The organism is Cupriavidus sp. GW823-FHT06D04, assembly GCF_058795055.1.
Genome location: NZ_JBXAHL010000026.1, coordinates 21,202 through 37,716 on the forward strand (window position 1 = coordinate 21,202; position 16,515 = coordinate 37,716).

The following is a 16,515-nucleotide window of genomic DNA, read 5'->3' on the forward strand; positions in this document are numbered from 1 at the left end:
CCCTGCGCCGAACCGCCCCCTGTCTAGGCCTCGCGCCGGGCCAGCGCAAGGAAGGCGCCCAGGCCCAGCATCGTGACACCCGACATCCGGGTCATCAAGCGGGCGCGAGCTTCGCGGGCGGCGCCAGACTTGAGCAGACGATGCGCGGCAAACACGACGACAACGTCGACCAGCGTATTGAGCGCGACGCAAATGCAGCCCAGCAGCACCAACTGCGGCACCAGAGGTTCGCTTGCCGAGACAAACTGCGGCAGGAACGCCAGAAAGAACAGCGCCGTCTTGACATTCAAGACCTCGACCATGATGCCCTCGACCAGAGCGCGGCGCGCACCTTTGGATGACATGGTTTCGAGCGTGACCGGCGCTTGCTTGCGCATCAACATGCGAATCCCCAGGTACACCAGATAAGCCGCACCCAGATACTTGAGCAGGTTGAACGCCACGGCTGACTGGGCAATGACCAGCGACAGGCCCAAGGCCGCCGCGAGCACATGGAGCAAGCCACCAAGGGCGGTGCCGAAGCATGAAGCCAGGCCCTCGGACCGGCCGCCAGCCACCGTTCGTGCAACGACATAGGCGATGCCCGGGCCGGGGGTGATGGCGAGAACGATGGCAGCGATCAGGAAGGGGATGAGTGACATGATGTGGTGTTCGTCAATGGTGAGGCAAAGCTGAGCGCGGGTCCGGGGGCAATTCAACCAGCCTTGCGCATGCACTGTGCAAGTTCGCCATACCCCCGCGCCTCTAGGGTGTCGGCGGCACCGAGGCGATCCCGCAACTCCCTGTTCTGGCTGAGCTTGACCTTGCCCACCAGCGAAGTGACGGCGATCTCGATGCCCACGATGTTGCGCAGCATGCTGTCGATGTACTCCGGCGCGGAGTCCCCCATCTTCCAGGGCCTGGCTTCGGCTGTCTCGTGCCGCCGGGTCAGGCGCGCAACCAGGCGGCGAACGAAACGCTCGTCATCATGCACGGTGATCGTGCCGTGCGCGTGTACCACCTCGTAGTTCCAGGTCGGCACCTGGCGGTGCGCCTCATGCTTGCTCGGGTACCAGCTGGGCGAGATATAGGCCTCGGCGCCGCGGAAGACGACCATGACCGGCGAGCCCGTGGGGCAACGCTGCCAGAGTGGATTCGCGCGGGCCACGTGGGCTGTGAGCACGCCGTGGGTTCCCTCGCCGGGATCGAACTCGAACGGGATGTGGTCGGCATCCAGTCCGGCGCTGCCTTGCGTAACCAGCATCCCCAGCGGGTGCTCGCGGATGATGCGGCTCAGTTCCTCTGGCCGGTTTTCAGCAAAGTGAGCAGGAATGTACATGGTGGGGAATCGGAAGGGATGGAATGCTCGATACTCTCGCCGACAACTGGCACAATCAGAAGGTCCAGTTTTCATGATTCTTTATGGGCCAGTCACGCCAGCCAGCCGGTAACCGTGCCGGAGCCACGGGCGCGGGACGCCGCATCTACGATCTTCTGCGCGCCCAGATCGCGGACGGCTCACTGCCGCCGGGTGCCCGGGCGCCGTCCACGCGAGCGCTGGCGTCCGAGTTGGGTGTATCGCGTACCACCGTCACCGCCGCCTACGAACAACTTGTGGCCGAGGGCTTCCTCGTCACCGCGGTGGGGCGGGTGGCCCGAATCGCCAGCCCGTTGGCGGCACCGGCACCAGCCGGGCTGACCGCAGGCCGGCACTCCAGGTCGGCCCCAACCCTGTCCGAATTCGGGCGTCGCGTGGCGGGACTCGGCATGCCGGCACCGCTGCAAGCTGAACCGGTTCGCTTCGACTTCCTGTATGGGGCGGTGGCTTCCCGGGACTTTCCAACCCTGGCCTGGCGGCGTGCCTACCAGGCCGAACTGCTGCGCCAGCAAAACAGCCTGTCATACGCCCCGCCCGAAGGTGAGGCATCGCTGCGACGCGCCCTCCAGGGCTATTTGCGGCGTGCCCGGGGACTGGCCTGCGAGGCCGAGCAGGTTCTGGTGGTACATGGCTCGCAGCAGGCCATCGATCTGTGCGCACGGTTGCTGCTGGATGCCGGCGATGCCTTCGCCTTCGAAGACCCTGGCTACCTGATGGCAAGGCGCTGCTTCGAAGCCACCGGCGCCAGGTGCCAGGCCACGCCAGTGGACGGGCATGGCCTGGATACCGCCAGCCTTCCCCAGGACGATCGTGTCCGCCTGGTGTACGTGACACCGTCGCACCAGTTCCCACTAGGGGGTGTGCTGCCGATCGGCCGGCGCCTGGAGCTGCTGCAATGGGCGCAGCGCCACGACGCCTGGATCATCGAGGACGACTACGACGGGGAGTTCCGCTACGGCCAGCGCCCGATCGACACCCTGCGCTCGATCGACACCGACGGCCGCGTGATCTACGTCGGCACTTTCTCCAAGGCGCTGTCGCCGCACCTGCGGCTCGGCTACCTGGTGCTGCCGCCTGAACTGGTGCCGGTGTTCCGGCAGGCCAAGCGGCTGGCCGACCGCCATGCGCCCGTGCTGGAGCAGCGCGTGCTGGCAGCGCTGATCGAAAGCGGTGCCTACGAACGCCATGTGCGGCGCATGCGCCGGGAAAACGAGCGCCGGCGAGCAGCCTTGCTGGATGGCGTCACACGCTACCTGCCAGCGGACGCGGACGTCTGCGGTACGGCGGCGGGGTTGCATGTGGTGCTGTGGTTGCCGTCGCTGCGGCCCCGGGACGAGACAGCGCTGGTGGCCGCTGCGCGCAGCAAGGATGTGGGGGTCTACCCGGTATCTCCGTTGTTTGCAGGGGCCCGGCCGCATGGACAGCGTCGAGCGGCTGGATTGGTGCTGGGTTATGCGAGTTTGACGGTGGAGCAGATTCAGCGGGGGATGCAGATTTTAGGGTCGGTGATTGCGGTGATGGGGCGGGGTGTTTCCCGCCTGGGTTCTCAGGGCCAGGCTGACAACGGATTTCAGGTAGGCTGACGACTCGATGCTATGGCCGCCGATACGCGATGGGTTCGATTCGAACCACAGCAGCCTGGTGGCCGCCTCATTACTGGTCTGGAGGTTCCAGGTGGGGGCCGCATCAATAGGTCATCGTCACGTTGAGCATGGCCACCCGCGGATTGCCCACTGGTAGCACGTTGTTGTTCAGGCCGCCCGCGTAGTACATCTTGTCGAACACGTTCTTGACGTTGAACGCCGCGCGCCAGTGCGATGCTACGTAGCCGACGGCAAGATCGGCCACCGTGTAGCCCGGCACGGTGTAGTTAAAGCTGTAGCCGCGCTTGGCGCTCTCGCCGCGCAGGCCGGCACCGACGTACCAGCCGGCGAGCGCGCCGCGGAAGCGGTACTGGCTCCAGACCGAGAAGCTGTGCCGGGGCACGCTGTTGAGTGGCTTGCCGACGTTCGCAGCCGTGGTGTCCCCGGTGACTTCGCCTGCGATGTAGGCATAGGCCCCCGAAACGCTGAAGCCATTGCCGAGATCCTGCGTCAGTTCCATTTCTAGCCCGCGCGACCGCTGTTCGCCGACGGCCACGCTGAAGCCAGTGTTAACCGGATCGGTACTGAGCACATTGGTGCGTGTCAGGTCGAACGCGGCCAGTGTCAGCAGGCCGGTCTTGTCCGGCATGTCGAACTTGATGCCCACTTCGTACTGGCGGCCCTTCTCGGGCTTGAACGTGGCGCCGTTGACGTCGGTGCCGGCGTTCGGCAGGAACGAAGTGGCGAAGCTCACGTACGGACGCGCCCAGTGCGTCAGGTCGTACATCACGCCCGCGCTGCCGGTGACGGCGTTGTTGTCGTTGCCGGTACGCGACCGCGCCAGCCGGTCCGTTGTGCTCGTTTGCGCGGATTCGTAGCGCACGCCGCCGGTCACAGTCCAGCGCTCGGCGATACGGATTTGATCGCGCAGATAGAGGCCAACCGCGTTTAGCGTATCGGTCGCGTCCAGGCTATAGGCGGACGGGCAGTTGATGCTGGCGCCATAGACCGGGTTGTAGACGTTCAGCGCTGCCACGCGGCACGTTTTCTGCAAGCGGTCTTCCTTCGTATGGCGGTAGTCGATGCCGAAGGTCACGCTGTGGGCATGCCCCGTGAACGCGAAAGTCCGCTGCACGTTAGTGTCGACACCGAACGAGTCCCCCGAGAAGCTCTGCTGCGTGCCACTGCGGTTCATCGCCTGGCTGTTGACGGCCATCGTGCCGGCCGACACTAGCGTGCCGGTCAGCGACGACGTCTGGTAGCGCAGGTTCTGGTTCAACGTCCAGCCGGAGTCGAAGCGGTGCGTCAGCGCGTAGCCGATGCGGTTCTGCTCGCCGTCATAAGACGGCGCATTCGGCTCGCCGATGAAGCGGTTGCTCGGCACCACGCCATTGCGGTTCGGCACCAGGGTGCCATTCACGGGCAGGCCCTGCTGGCGCACGTAATTGCGTTGGTTGTGGCTGGTCAGGATCGTGAAGTCTGTGTGCGCGCCAAGGTCGAGCGTCAGCGACGGCGCGATCCAGCGGTTGCGATACCAGACGTAGTCGGTCGGATCGTCGCTGTTCATCATCAGCGCGTTCAGGCGGAACGCGGCCTTGCTGTCCTTGGCCAGTGGCGTGCCTACGTCGACCGTCACCTGCCGGAAGCCGTAGTTACCGACGGTCAGGCCCAGTTCACCGAACAGTTCGGCACGCGGGCGCTTGCTGACCATGTTGACCAGGCCGCCCGGCTGTACCGCGCCGAACAGGATCGAGGCCGGTCCCTTGAGCACTTCCACGCGTTCCACGCCGAACAGCTCCTGCGCCACGCGGTTGTTGCTGTCGACGAGCAATCCGTCGGCAAAGATCGATTCCGATGCACGCTGGCCGCGGATGATGAAGTCGTCCCAGCCGCGCCTGCCATAGACGTTGGTGACCACGCCGGCTGAGTTCTGCAGCGCGTCGCTGAGGTTCTGTGCCTGCTGGCTGTCGAGCAGGTCGCGTGTGATGACGGTGATCGACTGCGCGGCGTCGGCCGCTGATTGATCCGACTTGGTCACTCCGGCCGGCCGCCGCGTGGTGAAGCCGAGGTCAGTTTGCCCGTCGGCGGCGGCGCTGACCGTCACAGATGGCAGCGTGGTGAGACCTTCGGCGGCGTGGGAAACAACGGGAGGCAGGAACAGGCAACTGACGGCGGCGGGTATGGCAAGACGGCGGACAAACATGACGGCCCAAGGCGAAAGCAACGAAAGTGGCGCATCATAAATGAGAATGGTTTGTATTTACAAGAATTTCGTGCGGTGCGCTTACAAATTGCGCCTAGTCCGTAGGAGGGCAGGGCGCCATCGTAGTCAAAGTAAGGGGCGGCGGCGTGCGCCCCACCTTCTCCTGTTCAAAGCGTTCTACTGTTGTTGATGACAAAAGTCGCACTACCTTACTGATTCGTATCCATCAACGCCGTTTCTAGCGCACATGCTTTCCCTACATAGCGGCCCCTGGGCAGTCCCGTTACTGCTATCAATGTTCTCTTCCCGGCCGCCTGCCCATGAAACGCACCACCACCATTCCAACCCCGCCGCCCGATGCCGCACATATCCTGGTGCCGGCCGACGCGCAGGCGGCCCATGCCTGCGCCGACGACCGCAACTTCGTCACGGCGCTGGCACGCGGCATGGAGCTGTTGCGCGCCTTCGGGCCGCAGGATGATTACCTGGGCAACGCCGAGCTGTCGCGGCGCACTGGCATCCCGCGCCCGACCGTGTCGCGGCTCACCTACACGCTGGCCACGCTCGGCTATCTCACCTACATTGAAGCCACTGAGAAATACCGGCTGGGGCAGGGCGCGATGGTGCTGGGCCACCGCTATGTAGGCGGCGCCGGCATCCGCGAGATCGCGCAGCCGCTGATGCAGTCACTGGCGTTTACCACCGATTGCACGGTGGCACTGGCCATGCCTGATCGGCATGCCATGGTCTACCTGGAAAGCTGCCAGCCGCGCGGGGCGCTGGTGATCCGGCTGGCGCCGGGCGCGCGCCTGCCGATGGCCACCTCGGCGATCGGCCGCGCCTGGCTGGCGGGGCTGGATGTCGATCACCGCCAGGCCGCGCTGGCCGAACTGGCGCGCCACTACGGCACGCGCTGGCCCGCCGTGCGCACCGGCATCGACCGTGCGCTGCGCGACCACGCGCGGCGCGGCTTCTGCGTGGCGCATGCCGAATGGGACCGCACCGTCAGCGGCGCCGCGGCGCCGCTGCGCCTGGCGGGCAGCAGCGAGGTGCTGGCGCTGAATATCGGCGGGGCCGCGACACGGCTGTCGCCCGAGATCCTGGAAAGCAACCTGGGCCCGCGCGTGCGCGACCTTGCAGAGACCTTGCAGGCGCGGCTGTGGCAGCCGGGCGGCGCGCGTGCGACCGCCCGCTTTGCCTCAGCGCAGCCTGAGCCCGGCCCAGGCACCCGCGCCGACGCGTCCAACGGCTGACGCAAGCATCCGAATTCAACGAGGAGACAACCCATGGAAGTACGCAACAAGACCGTCGTGGTGACTGGCGCGGCCACCGGCATCGGGCGCGCGCTGGCGCTGGCCTTTGCGCAGGCCGGCGCGCGCGGCGTGGCCGTGGCCGACCTGAACGCGGCGGGCGCCGCCGCAGTTGCCGCCGAAGTCCAGGCCGCGGCGCCTGCGTGCCAGGTGTTCGCCCAGCCGGTCGACGTGGCCGATGCCGCCGCGGTGCAGGGCCTGGCCGACGAGGCCACGCGCCGCTTTGGCCAGGTCGATATCTTCTGTTCCAACGCCGGCATCATCCTGCGCAAGGGGCTGGAGGCGAGCGCCGACGACTGGCAGCGCATCTGGGAAATCAACGTGATGGCGCATATCCACGCGGCCAAGGCGGTGCTGCCGCAGATGCTGGAGCGCGGCGACGGCTACTTCATCAACACGGTCTCGGCCGCGGGACTGCTGTCGCAGATCGGCTCGGCGCCGTATGCGGTGACCAAGCACGCCGCCATCGGTTTTGCCGAGTGGCTGTCGATCACCTACGGCGACCGCGGCATCAAGGTCAGCTGCATCTGCCCGCAGGGCGTGCAGACCAACATGCTGTTCGGCGAGAAGGGTGAGCGCAAGGGCTTCCTGCAGGAAGGCTCGGTCACTGCCGAGCACGTCGCCGCGGTGACGCTGGAAGGGGTGGCCGACGAGCGCTTTCTGATCTTGCCGCACCCGGAGGTGCTTGAGTACTATCGCCGCAAGGGCCAAGACTACGACCGCTGGCTGCGCGGCATGCGCCGCCTGCATGACAAGGTGATGCAGGAGTTCGGCGGCATCGCGGTCTGAAGGCACGAGTAGTCCTGGCAGGTTCCGGCGGCGGCATTGGCCGCCGTCTTCACAATGCGGGCAGCCATGTAGCCGCCGGCAACAGGAGGAGAATCCATGCGTTTCGGTACCGTTGCCGCGGCAATGCTCGCCGCATCCGCCCTGGTGAGCGCGGCCCCCGCGCTGGCACAAGGCTATCCCGCCAAGCCGATCCGGATCGTGGTCGGCTTCCCCAGCGGCGGTGCGCCCGACACGCTGGCGCGCATCGTCTCGGAAAAGATCTCGCCCGCATGGGGCCAGCCGGTGGTGGTGGACAACAAGCCGGGCGCGGGCGGCAATATCGGCGCCGAAGCCGTGGCGCACGCGCCGGCCGACGGCTATACGCTGGCGCTGGGCACGGTCGGCACGCACTCGATCAACGGCGCGCTGTACAGCAAGATGCCGTACGACATGGTCAAGGACTTCGCCCCCGTGATCCTGATCGCCTCGACGCCGAACGTGCTGGTGGTCAATCCCGGGGTGCCGGCAAAGAGCGTGGCCGAGTTGATCGCGCTGGCAAAGTCCAGGCCGGGCGGCCTGACCTTCGGCACTCCCGGCGTCGGCACCTCGCCGCACGTGGCCGGGGAAATGTTCAATTCGATGGCCGGCGTCAAGATCACGCATGTGCCCTACAAAGGCCGCGCCATGGCCATCCCCGACCTGCTCGGCGGCCATATCACCATGATGTTCGACAACCTGCCGTCGGCCTTGCCCGTGGTGCGCGAGGGCAAGCTGCGCGCGCTGGGCATCACCAGCGCGAAGCGCTCGGCCTCGGCACCGGATATCCCGACGCTGGCCGAGCAGGGTTTGCCGGGCTTTGAAGCCGATTCATGGTTCGCCGTGTTCGCGCCGGCCAATACGCCGAAGGACGTGGTGGCCAGGCTCAACACCGAACTCAACCGCATCTTCACGCTGCCGGATGTGCAGGCGAAGCTGAAGACGCTGGGGCTGGATCCGATCCTGGGCACGCCGGAGAAACTGGCTTCCTATCAGCGGCAGGAAATCGCGAAGTGGGCGAGGGTGGTGAAGGAGTCGGGGGCAAAGGCGGAGTAGGCCTTTAAACCCAGAGGGTTTGCTCCCCTCTCCCGCTTGCGCGAGAGGGCGCACGCAATTGCTGATCAGGCGTCCGGCTCCACCGCCCCGCGCGCAGGCTCCGCGCCGCTGGCATCGCGCAACCTGCTCAGGCTAATCAAGGCCCCCAGCGCCGCCACCACTGCCGCCAGATACAGCGCAATGCGCGCCGCGCTGGTCGGCGCCAGGCTGAACAGCAGCGCCACCACCGCGGTACCGGTGGTCTGCCCCAGCAGCCGCGTGGTCGCCTGTGCACCGCTGGCGCCGCCGCTGCGCTCGGGCGGCGTGGCACCGATCATGGCGCGGTTGTTGGGGGACTGGAAGAAGCCGAAGCCCGTGCCGCACATCGCCATGCGCCAGACGATGTCCAGGCTGCCGGCGTCCGGGCCCAGCGTGGCCAGCCCGACCAGTCCGCACGCCAGCATGGCCAGCCCGATGCCGGCCAGGATGCTGGCCGGATAGCGGTCCGACAGCCGGCCCGACACCGTGGCCATCACGGCCACCATCAGCGGCCAGGGCGTGATCAGCAGGCCGGTTTCCTGCAGGGAGCGGCCGAGCTGGTATTCGAGATAGAACGGCAGCGCGATAAAGGCCAGCATCTGCGTCATGAAGGAGCAGAACGAGGTGCCCACCGCCAGCCTGAAGGCGCGGCTGGCAAACAGATCCACCGGCACCAGCGGCGCGGCGCGGCCGTGCTGGCGCCGCACCAGCAGCCAACCCAGCACCACGGCCACGCCCATGCCCGCAGCGCCTGCGATGCGCCAGCCGGCATGGCCCAGAACATCGACGCTGAGGATGAACATGCCGAACACCAACGCCGACAGCAGCCCGCTGGGGTAGTCGAACTCGCGCGGCTGCGGCGGCGTCGCCGGCAGCGAAGTGCGGCTCAGCACCAGCGCGACGATGGCCACCGGCACGTTGACCGCGAACAGCCATTGCCAGCTGGCGACCGCCAGGATCAGCGCGCCCAGCGACGGACCCACGGCGATGGTAACGCCGACCACCAGCGCGTTCAGCCCGATGCCGCGGCCTAGGCGCGTGGGCGGGTAGATAAAGCGCACCAGTGCCGTATTGACGCTCATGATGCCGGCGCCGCCGATGCCCTGCAGCACCCGCGCGGCCACCAGCATCGGCAGGTTGACCGCCAGCGCGCACAGCAGCGAGCCCAGCAGGAAGGTGGCCAGCCCCGCCCGGTACACGCGCTTGTAGCCAAGGATGTCCCCCAGCGACGAGAGCGGCAGCAGGCACACGGTCACTGTCAGCTGGTAAGCGTTGACCACCCAGATCGTGCTGGACGGATCGGCGTGCAGCTCGCGCGAGATCGACGGCAGGGCGATGTTGGCGATCGAGCCATCGAGCACGGCCATGATCAGGCCGAAGAAAACAGTGAGGATCGCCCAGGTCCGCTGTGGCTGGGGAAGGCCTTGTTCTGGCTGCATGGGGAGAGACATTGAAGACAATGCCGCGCCAGCATCGGTCAGGCATGGCCAGGACGGCCACGGCGCAGCATTGCCATTATCGTCCCGCGTGGCGATGCTCGCAAATCCGCTAATTGTGGTAGAGCGCTGCGCGCGGGGCGCACTATCCCGCGGCTGCGGCGGCCGGGGTCCACGCCTGCGCGGCGTCACACAGTGTTTCCAGTGCCAAGCACGCCTCGACGATGGGCTGGCGGCGCACGATCATGAAGGCGCCGGCCACGGCATGGACCCAGTGTCGCAATGCCGACAGGTCCTGCTGTGCAATGATGTGCGCCAACGCTGGCAAGTCCTGCTGCAGTTGCCGGCGCAGCATGGCTTCATAGCGACGGCGATCGGCGGCTTCGGCGTGTGAGGCCGCAGCCGTATCGTCATGGGTGGCGGGAGGCGGGGCCGCGGCATGCCTGCGGCCGTGCAGGCCATGCAGGCACGCTTGCAGGTCCTGCAACGACGCCGGCTTGGCGACAAAGCCGGAAAAGCCGCGCAGGCGCCAGTCTGCCGACGGCTCGCCGCACGTGAATGCGCTGAAGGCCAGTACCGGCATGCCGGGATGCCGCGCGCACACCGCGTGCAGCAGCGCGAGGCCGTCCATGACTGGCATATGGATGTCGGTCAGCACCGCGTCGATGTGCGTGCTCTCCAGCGCCGCCAATGCCTGCCTGCCGTTGCCTGCAATGATCGGGTGGCAGCCAAGTGCCTGCACCTGTTCGGCGATTAGGGTCTGGTTCAGCGGATTGTCCTCGGCGACAAGGATCGTCAGCGGCGCCGCGGCCGGTGCCGCGAGTGCCTGCACCGCCAGCGTGTTGCCGTCAGCCGGCGCAAGCGCCGGCGTGGCGCCCTCGGCCGCCTGGGCCACGCAGTCGATCAGCGCGCGGTGGCTGTAGGCCGTGACTTCGAGGATGCCGGGGGCGCACTGGCGTGGCCGATGCGGGCCCTCCGGCGTCACCCACACAAGCGGCACCTTTGCCGCATCGCGCAGGCCGCCCAGTGCCGCCAGGGGGTGCTCTTCCGTGGCGACGATGACGCGTGGCAGCTTGACCTGGAGGGACGCCAGCGCGGCCGCCTGCGATGCCAGCACATCGGCACGCCAGCCTGCCGTAGTGAGCCACGCAGCCAGGGCCTCGCCGGTGCGCATGTCCTGGCACAGCACGACCACGTCGCCGCACTGCGCCGCGGCGGCCGGGACAAGCGGCCGCTGCGTGCCAGCGGCCGGCGGCAGCGGCACCGAGACCGTGAATGCGCTGCCCACGTCCGGCACGCTATCCACGCTGACGCTGCCGCCCATCAGCTCGCACAGCCGGGCGCAGAGCGACAAGCCCAGGCCAGTGCCGCCATAGCGGCTGGCGGTTGCGGCATCACCCTGCACGAACGGCTGGAATACGCGCGCCGCCAGCGACGGCGGCATGCCGATGCCGGAATCGCTGACGCGGCAGACCAGCCGCTGCGTGCCGTGGTGGTCCTGACGCAGCTCGCCGCTTACGGTGATGCGGCCGCTGGCGGTGAACTTGAAGGCGTTGCTCAGCAGGTTGTTGAACACCTGCACCAGGCGCATGCGGTCGCCTGTGACCTCCGCATCCAGCGATGGCGACAGCTGCAGGTGAAAGCGGATGGGACGGCCGGCCACCATCGGCGCATGGGTCAGCGCCACGCTCTCCAGCGCCTCGACGGGGCGGAAGGGCGCGTTGACCAGCCTGAGCTTGCCGGCATCGATCTTGGAAAAGTCCAGCACATCGTTGACGATCCGGCGCAGCGTCTCGGCGGCGGTGTCCAGCGCCCTGAGCCGGGGCGCGTGTGCTGCCAGGCCGCTGCCGCGCGCGAGCAGTTCCAGGTTGCGCCCAGCAATGCGTTCAGCGGCGTACGGATCTCGTGGCTCATCGCGGCGAAGAAGGTCGAGCGTGCGCGCATCATTGCCTCGGTGGCCTGCTGGGCGGAGCGCAGCTGCTCTTGCAGTGCCTGCTGCGCGGTGCAGTCCTGCACGGCACAGAACAGCACCGCTTCCTCGCGGTAGCGCGCCGGTGCGTAGGTGATTTGCAGGAAGCGCTGTCCGGCGTCGCCGGGGCCGGGTGGCTCATTTGCCGGCGCGCACGGCGGTGCCGCGACGGTGAAGCTGGAAATGGAGGCGTGCCCGCTGTCGCCACCGCACGGCTGTCGCTTGAACGCCTCCGCTATTGCATCGGGCAGGCGCCCATGGGGCTGCCACTGCAGCAGCACGCCGGCCAGCGGGTTCGACGTCAGGACGGCGTAGTCGTGCTGGCGCACGATGCACAAGCCGACCGGCGTGGCATTGACCAGCACGTGGTTCATCAGCTCGCTTTCCAGCGCGCGCGAGGCTTCGGCGTGCGTGCGCCGCAGCAGGTGCCGGCTCCAGTAGCGCGCGGCCAGCCCGATGGCGCCGGTCAGCAGCAGCATGGCGCCGGCGATCACGGCCAGCTCCGCTGCCAGCGCCGCACCCAGCATGCGGTACGGCAGGTGGTAGACCAGCCGCCCGAAGCCGGCCGGCAGCGCCTGCACCAGCCGCACACCGGATGGCGTGACATCGAGCGTGCCGTGCGAGAGCAGGCGCGCGCCGGCCGCCACATCGTGGACGCTGGCCGATGCTGCCGGCCAGTCGCGTGGCTATACATCGATGATCTCGCCGGCTGGATTGAGCAGCGCCAGCAGCGCCGGATCATCCGCGCGCTGCAATTCGGCGGGGAACGCCTGGAGGGGCACGCAGGTGGCCACCAGCATGGTGGGCGTGTCGCCGGCATAGGCGGCGCCGGCCAGCACCATGACAGGGGCGTCGTCCACCGGGTGGCGCAGCGGACCCAACCAGACCTGCTGGTCGCGCGCCGGCACGGTGTGGCCGCTGCGCTCCAGCAGCGCCTGGGTCAGCCATGTGCGCAGCCGCGGGATCAACGTCGGGTCGAGCGCGAGCGATGCGCGCGCGCCGGCCTCGGGCTGGCTGATGACCACGGCGCTGTCTTCGTCCAGCGCGACCGCGTAGGCCCCGTGGTCGAGATCGAACGCCTGCTGCGTGGCCACCGCAGCCAGGGCAATCTGCCGCAGCCGCACGAACTGCGCCGGCAGCCCGGCCCCCCAGCCCTGCCGCGTTGCCTCGGTGGCAAGCAGGTGATAGTCCTTGCGCACGGCATCGACGTGGAGACTCGCGGTGCCGGTGCGCCGGAAGGCCCCGAAGGCGGCATCGCGCGACGGCTCCGGTGCGGGCGCATCGAGGTTGTAGCGAATGCTCAGCACGGTGCGCCGCAGGAACGAGGACTCATTATGCAGCAACTGCGAGACCGAACTGGCGTACCGCGAGACGTCGCTGCTGCGGTAGTCCAGGTGCTGTTCCGTTGCCAGGCCGGCAAGCAGCAAGCCGGAGAACAGCACGATGGCGATCAGCACCGCGATGGTCACCGAGTACAGGTGTTGCTGGCGGCGCGCGTTGTGGGCAAGCGCATCGAAGGCGCTGGCCAGGGTCTCACGGGTTCGGTCGACGGTTTGCTGCATCGGCGGGTCCGGCCGTGTCAGATCAGGCGGTTTTCATAGGCGTAGCCGATCAGCCCGGTATTGGTCTGCACCCCCAGCTTGCGCATGGCCACGGTCTTCTGGCTGGAGATGGTGCTGACCGAGCGGCCGAGCTTGCCGGCGATGTCCGTCAGCTGCAGGCCTTGCGCATAGAGCCGGATCACTTCCAGTTCGCGCTGCGTCAGTTCGGTGGCCGGTGCGCCGGCCAGCGTGGCGTGTTGCAGGATGGCGTGCACCGCGGGCGAATAGAAGCAGCTGCCGCCGGATGCGATGTGGATGCAGGCGCGCACGACCTCCTCCAGGTGGTCTTCCTTGCTGACAAAGGCGCGCACCCCAAGCTTCATGGCGCGGCGGATGATGGCGGGATTGGACTGGGCGCTGATCACCACCACGCGCGTCAGCGGATGGCGGCGCGCCAGGCGGCCCAGCAGGTTGAAGCCGTCCAGCGAGGTATCGCCGTGGCCCATGCAGAAATCGGTGATGGCGATATCGGCGGGATGCTTGTCCAGCGCGCCGAGCAACTCGGTGCCGTTGCGGCATTCGCAGCTGATCTGGACACTGCCGCTGCGCTGCAGGCAGTCGCGCAGGGCGGCCACGACCAGCGGGTGGTCGTCCGCCAGGGCGACACGCAAGACTCCGTCGTACATAGCTATCTCCGGATGGGTGGCAACCGGTCCACGCCGGTTGCACTGGGCGATTGCGTCACCACAAATCCGAAATTCTGGCTATGTTCCGCCACCCCTTGAATCGTAATTCTGCTAGTTCAGGGAACTTGCTTGAGGCGGGCATGGACACGGCCAGTTCGGGAAATGCGTGACCTGCCAATTGAACGGCGCCATGCCGCGATGCTTGACCTGGGTTTGCGCAGCATTGCGGCGCTTGTTCCGCGGCGAGCGCGACCAGCTATTTGCCTGATGTCAATGCGCGGCGGAAGACGCATTCATGCAGTGGCGGCAGGAGCGCGGCGAGAGAAAGTGGATTCGCGGTGACATCGCCGCGTGCGCGCAGCGCGCCGGCTCCGGCAGCGCGAACTTTCACGCATCGGGGCGCGGACCGCTGTCCTAGAATGAAGCTGACACGCGCCCCGCGGCGCGTGCACCGCGTTGGGGAACGCCATGCCCGTCTACCAATACCGCTGCGAGAAGTGCGGCCATATGTTCGAGAAAACCGAGCATCTCGCAGAACACGCCTCTGCCCATCCGAACTGCCCGAACTGCGGCAGCCAGTCCGTCCAGCACGCACCGGCCCCGTTCGTGGCAGTGACCCAGCGCAAGAGCTGAGTCCGCCGAGTCCGAACAACTACCTCCCAGGAGGGTTTGCGGCCCGCCGCCCCGTAGTGCGGCGGGCGCGCGGATGTGCCGCCGGCTGACGGCCGCGGCATGTCTTTTCCAGGCGTGGTGCATGGGCACCACGCGCGTTAGCGCTGCGCGCAAGCGGCGATCTCAACCTTGACGGAGGATGCCATGGCAACGAGACCGTTCACCGAATTTCCCGCCGACGAGCAGCAACAGGTCCTGCAGGTATGCAGGCATGTCGGGCTGGCGGCCGAGATGTTCGAGATTCTCGAGGAAAGCCGCGAGGCCGGGGTGCGGCGCGTCAGCGTGCGCCGGGTGGGCACGGACAAGACCAGTGTCTATGAGGCCGGCCCCGATTCGGTCTGGGTCGAGGAATTCGAGAGTGACCTGGAGTGCGGCCTGTTCGGCCAGGTGACGGCCTAGCCCTGGTGACAGAAGCGCGCCGCAGGCCCTGGCGGCGCGGCTCAGTGCCGTCCGCGTTCGCCGGTGCGCGACACGACTGACGCGCCGGCGATCAGCTCCTTGAGCAATGCCAGCGACGCCGCACCGCAGGTGCGGTACGGGTCCAGTTCGGCCCGCGCCGAGAACTTGAGCAGGGTGGCGGTGTTGATGCGCGCCGCATTGACCTGGCCCATCGCCCAGCCGGCAAAGTCGCGCGTGCAGGTTTCCTCGAAATGCAGCAGGGTCACGTCGTGGTGGCGCGGGTCGCGTGCGATCGCCTGGAACAGTTGTGACACGTCCTGGCGGTCGCCTTCCAGCGCCTGCAGGAAGATGCCGTTGCCGTGGCACAGCACCCCGGTGATGCCGTGGCGCGGATTGCGTTCCAGGCTGGCGGCCAGGATGGCGTCGAGCAGGGCGGCGTCGATGGCCTGGCGGGCGCGGCTGGCATAGAGCAGGCGGACTAGCATGGTCGTGGCGCTCGGTTGTGGCGGCTGGTGGGTGGCGGGGCGTGCCGCCTAGCCGCGGTTGTGGTTCAGCAGCGTGAGAAACTCGCGGCGCAGGCTGTCGTCCTTCAGGAACGAGCCGCGCATCACGCTGTTGGTCATCTTGGCATCGGTGTCGCGCACGCCGCGCCAGTGCATGCAGAAGTGCTCGGCCTCCATCACGATGGCCAGGCCGTCGGGATTCATCTTTTCCTGCAGCAGGTCGGCGACCTGTGCCACCGCCTCTTCCTGGATCTGCGGCCGGCACATGATCCATTCGGCCAGCCGCGCGTACTTGGACAGGCCGATCAGGTTGGAATGCTGGTTCGGCATCACCCCTACCCACAGCTTGCCGATGATCGGGCACAGGTGATGCGAGCAGGCACTGCGCACGCGCAGCGGGCCGACGATCATCAGTTCGTTGAGCTGGCCGACGTTGGGGAACTCGGTCACCGGCGGGGCCTTGGCGTAGCGGCCGGCGAAGATCTCTTTCAGGTACATCTTGGCGACGCGGCGCGCGGTTTCCTGGGTGTTGTGGTCGTTGTCGACGTCGATCACCAGCGCGCGCAGCACGTCTTCCAGGCGCGTCTGCACTTCCGCCTGCAGCTGCTCCATCTCGCCCGGCTCGATGTAGTGCGCAATATTGTCGTTGGCGTGGAAGCGCTCCTGGGCGGCCTCCAGCCGTGCGCGGATGCGGGCCGAGACGCTGTGGGTGTGGGGGTGGCCGGCATCGTCGCCGGCGTTGCTGTCCTTCGCGCGGTGCGCCGCGTCCTTGCTGGTCATGGTTATGCGTGGTGGGATGGATGACTGCGCAGCGGGTGTGCCGGATTCACTATATGGCAGATGCCGTGGCCTCACAACCCGCGCGGGGCATGGCAGGATGCGGTGCGGTGGGCCGATTACGCCACAAGCCGGCATTGCTCCGTGAATAGTTCATGACATCGCTAAAGCCCGCGCCGCACAACGCCGACAAGCGCACAT

General features: G+C 67.4%; 16 protein-coding genes. 6 read left to right on the forward strand and 10 right to left on the reverse strand.

The window, feature by feature from the left end; genetic code table 11:
- Window positions 1–23 precede the first annotated feature (23 nt).
- Entirely contained in the window at window positions 24–641 is a 618-nt protein-coding gene (locus AC1Q7H_RS26375; RefSeq protein WP_492378921.1) for a LysE family translocator, read from the reverse strand.
- A gap of 53 nt (window positions 642–694) precedes the next feature.
- A complete protein-coding gene (locus AC1Q7H_RS26380) occupies window positions 695–1,318 on the reverse strand; it encodes an FMN-binding negative transcriptional regulator (RefSeq protein ID WP_492381904.1) in 624 nt (207 codons plus the stop codon).
- A gap of 83 nt (window positions 1,319–1,401) precedes the next feature.
- Between AC1Q7H_RS26380 and pdxR the strand changes: the two genes are divergently transcribed.
- Entirely contained in the window at window positions 1,402–2,940 is a 1,539-nt protein-coding gene (gene pdxR, locus AC1Q7H_RS26385) for a MocR-like pyridoxine biosynthesis transcription factor PdxR (RefSeq protein ID WP_492381905.1), read from the forward strand.
- Between the two features lie 103 nt (window positions 2,941–3,043).
- Here the strand turns inward: pdxR and AC1Q7H_RS26390 are convergent, their stop codons facing one another.
- A complete protein-coding gene (locus AC1Q7H_RS26390; RefSeq protein ID WP_492378910.1) occupies window positions 3,044–5,143 on the reverse strand; it encodes a TonB-dependent siderophore receptor in 2,100 nt (699 codons plus the stop codon).
- Between the two features lie 320 nt (window positions 5,144–5,463).
- Here AC1Q7H_RS26390 and AC1Q7H_RS26395 point away from each other — a divergent pair, with 320 nt between their 5' ends.
- From AC1Q7H_RS26395 to AC1Q7H_RS26405, 3 genes are all read left to right on the forward strand, one after another.
- Window positions 5,464–6,396 carry an IclR family transcriptional regulator gene (locus tag AC1Q7H_RS26395; RefSeq protein ID WP_492378911.1) on the forward strand — a complete coding sequence of 311 codons (933 nt, stop codon included), beginning with the start codon at window positions 5,464–5,466 and terminating at the stop codon, window positions 6,394–6,396.
- 33 nt (window positions 6,397–6,429) lie between these two features.
- Window positions 6,430–7,242, forward strand: coding sequence for an SDR family oxidoreductase (locus tag AC1Q7H_RS26400; RefSeq protein WP_013953578.1), 813 nt, complete (start codon window positions 6,430–6,432; stop codon window positions 7,240–7,242).
- A gap of 96 nt (window positions 7,243–7,338) precedes the next feature.
- Window positions 7,339–8,313 (forward strand): Bug family tripartite tricarboxylate transporter substrate binding protein, encoded by a 975-nt coding sequence (locus tag AC1Q7H_RS26405; protein WP_013953577.1) that lies wholly within the window; start codon window positions 7,339–7,341, stop codon window positions 8,311–8,313.
- A 65-nt stretch (window positions 8,314–8,378) separates the two neighbouring features.
- Here the strand turns inward: AC1Q7H_RS26405 and AC1Q7H_RS26410 are convergent, their stop codons facing one another.
- The 5 genes from AC1Q7H_RS26410 to AC1Q7H_RS26430 form a co-directional block, all read right to left on the reverse strand.
- The gene (locus tag AC1Q7H_RS26410; RefSeq protein WP_080569603.1) at window positions 8,379–9,770 is read right to left on the reverse strand and encodes an MFS transporter; all 1,392 of its coding nucleotides are present in this window, start codon (window positions 9,768–9,770) and stop codon (window positions 8,379–8,381) included.
- A gap of 142 nt (window positions 9,771–9,912) precedes the next feature.
- A complete protein-coding gene (locus AC1Q7H_RS26415) occupies window positions 9,913–11,535 on the reverse strand; it encodes an ATP-binding protein (RefSeq protein WP_492381906.1) in 1,623 nt (540 codons plus the stop codon).
- Window positions 11,445–12,383, reverse strand: coding sequence for a histidine kinase dimerization/phospho-acceptor domain-containing protein (locus tag AC1Q7H_RS26420; protein WP_492378913.1), 939 nt, complete (start codon window positions 12,381–12,383; stop codon window positions 11,445–11,447). Before AC1Q7H_RS26420 ends, AC1Q7H_RS26415 begins: the two co-directional genes overlap by 91 nt.
- 39 nt (window positions 12,384–12,422) lie before the next feature.
- On the reverse strand, window positions 12,423–13,298 hold the full coding sequence (locus tag AC1Q7H_RS26425) for a hypothetical protein (protein WP_013953576.1): 876 nt from the start codon (window positions 13,296–13,298) through the stop codon (window positions 12,423–12,425).
- A 17-nt stretch (window positions 13,299–13,315) separates the two neighbouring features.
- Window positions 13,316–13,963 (reverse strand): response regulator, encoded by a 648-nt coding sequence (locus AC1Q7H_RS26430; RefSeq protein ID WP_013953575.1) that lies wholly within the window; start codon window positions 13,961–13,963, stop codon window positions 13,316–13,318.
- A 468-nt stretch (window positions 13,964–14,431) separates the two neighbouring features.
- On the opposite strand from AC1Q7H_RS26430, the gene AC1Q7H_RS26435 reads away from it, so the two are divergent.
- Together AC1Q7H_RS26435 and AC1Q7H_RS26440 are read left to right on the forward strand one after the other, a co-directional pair.
- Window positions 14,432–14,596, forward strand: a complete 165-nt coding sequence (locus AC1Q7H_RS26435; protein ID WP_010812787.1) for an FmdB family zinc ribbon protein — start codon at window positions 14,432–14,434, stop codon at window positions 14,594–14,596.
- A 183-nt stretch (window positions 14,597–14,779) separates the two neighbouring features.
- Window positions 14,780–15,034, forward strand: a complete 255-nt coding sequence (locus tag AC1Q7H_RS26440; RefSeq protein WP_013953573.1) for a hypothetical protein — start codon at window positions 14,780–14,782, stop codon at window positions 15,032–15,034.
- 41 nt (window positions 15,035–15,075) lie between these two features.
- Here AC1Q7H_RS26440 and AC1Q7H_RS26445 read toward each other — a convergent pair whose 3' ends face one another.
- Together AC1Q7H_RS26445 and folE are read right to left on the reverse strand one after the other, a co-directional pair.
- Entirely contained in the window at window positions 15,076–15,519 is a 444-nt protein-coding gene (locus AC1Q7H_RS26445) for a BLUF domain-containing protein (protein ID WP_013953572.1), read from the reverse strand.
- 48 nt (window positions 15,520–15,567) lie between these two features.
- Window positions 15,568–16,317, reverse strand: coding sequence for a GTP cyclohydrolase I (folE, locus tag AC1Q7H_RS26450; protein ID WP_041228695.1), 750 nt, complete (start codon window positions 16,315–16,317; stop codon window positions 15,568–15,570).
- Between the last annotated feature and the right edge of the window lie 198 nt (window positions 16,318–16,515).

Excerpts from the sequence above, each read along its gene's own strand:
- AC1Q7H_RS26375 (WP_492378921.1), bottom strand. The coding sequence starts at position 641 with ATGTCACTCATCCCCTTCCTGATCGCTGCCATCGTTCTCGCCATCACC.
- AC1Q7H_RS26380 (WP_492381904.1), bottom strand. The coding sequence starts at position 1,318 with ATGTACATTCCTGCTCACTTTGCTGAAAACCGGCCAGAGGAACTGAGC.
- pdxR (WP_492381905.1), top strand. The coding sequence starts at position 1,402 with ATGGGCCAGTCACGCCAGCCAGCCGGTAACCGTGCCGGAGCCACGGGC.
- AC1Q7H_RS26390 (WP_492378910.1), bottom strand. The coding sequence starts at position 5,143 with ATGTTTGTCCGCCGTCTTGCCATACCCGCCGCCGTCAGTTGCCTGTTC.
- AC1Q7H_RS26395 (WP_492378911.1), top strand. The coding sequence starts at position 5,464 with ATGAAACGCACCACCACCATTCCAACCCCGCCGCCCGATGCCGCACAT.
- AC1Q7H_RS26400 (WP_013953578.1), top strand. The coding sequence starts at position 6,430 with ATGGAAGTACGCAACAAGACCGTCGTGGTGACTGGCGCGGCCACCGGC.
- AC1Q7H_RS26405 (WP_013953577.1), top strand. The coding sequence starts at position 7,339 with ATGCGTTTCGGTACCGTTGCCGCGGCAATGCTCGCCGCATCCGCCCTG.
- AC1Q7H_RS26410 (WP_080569603.1), bottom strand. The coding sequence starts at position 9,770 with ATGCAGCCAGAACAAGGCCTTCCCCAGCCACAGCGGACCTGGGCGATC.
- AC1Q7H_RS26425 (WP_013953576.1), bottom strand. The coding sequence starts at position 13,298 with ATGCAGCAAACCGTCGACCGAACCCGTGAGACCCTGGCCAGCGCCTTC.
- AC1Q7H_RS26430 (WP_013953575.1), bottom strand. The coding sequence starts at position 13,963 with ATGTACGACGGAGTCTTGCGTGTCGCCCTGGCGGACGACCACCCGCTG.
- AC1Q7H_RS26435 (WP_010812787.1), top strand. The coding sequence starts at position 14,432 with ATGCCCGTCTACCAATACCGCTGCGAGAAGTGCGGCCATATGTTCGAG.
- AC1Q7H_RS26440 (WP_013953573.1), top strand. The coding sequence starts at position 14,780 with ATGGCAACGAGACCGTTCACCGAATTTCCCGCCGACGAGCAGCAACAG.
- AC1Q7H_RS26445 (WP_013953572.1), bottom strand. The coding sequence starts at position 15,519 with ATGCTAGTCCGCCTGCTCTATGCCAGCCGCGCCCGCCAGGCCATCGAC.
- folE (WP_041228695.1), bottom strand. The coding sequence starts at position 16,317 with ATGACCAGCAAGGACGCGGCGCACCGCGCGAAGGACAGCAACGCCGGC.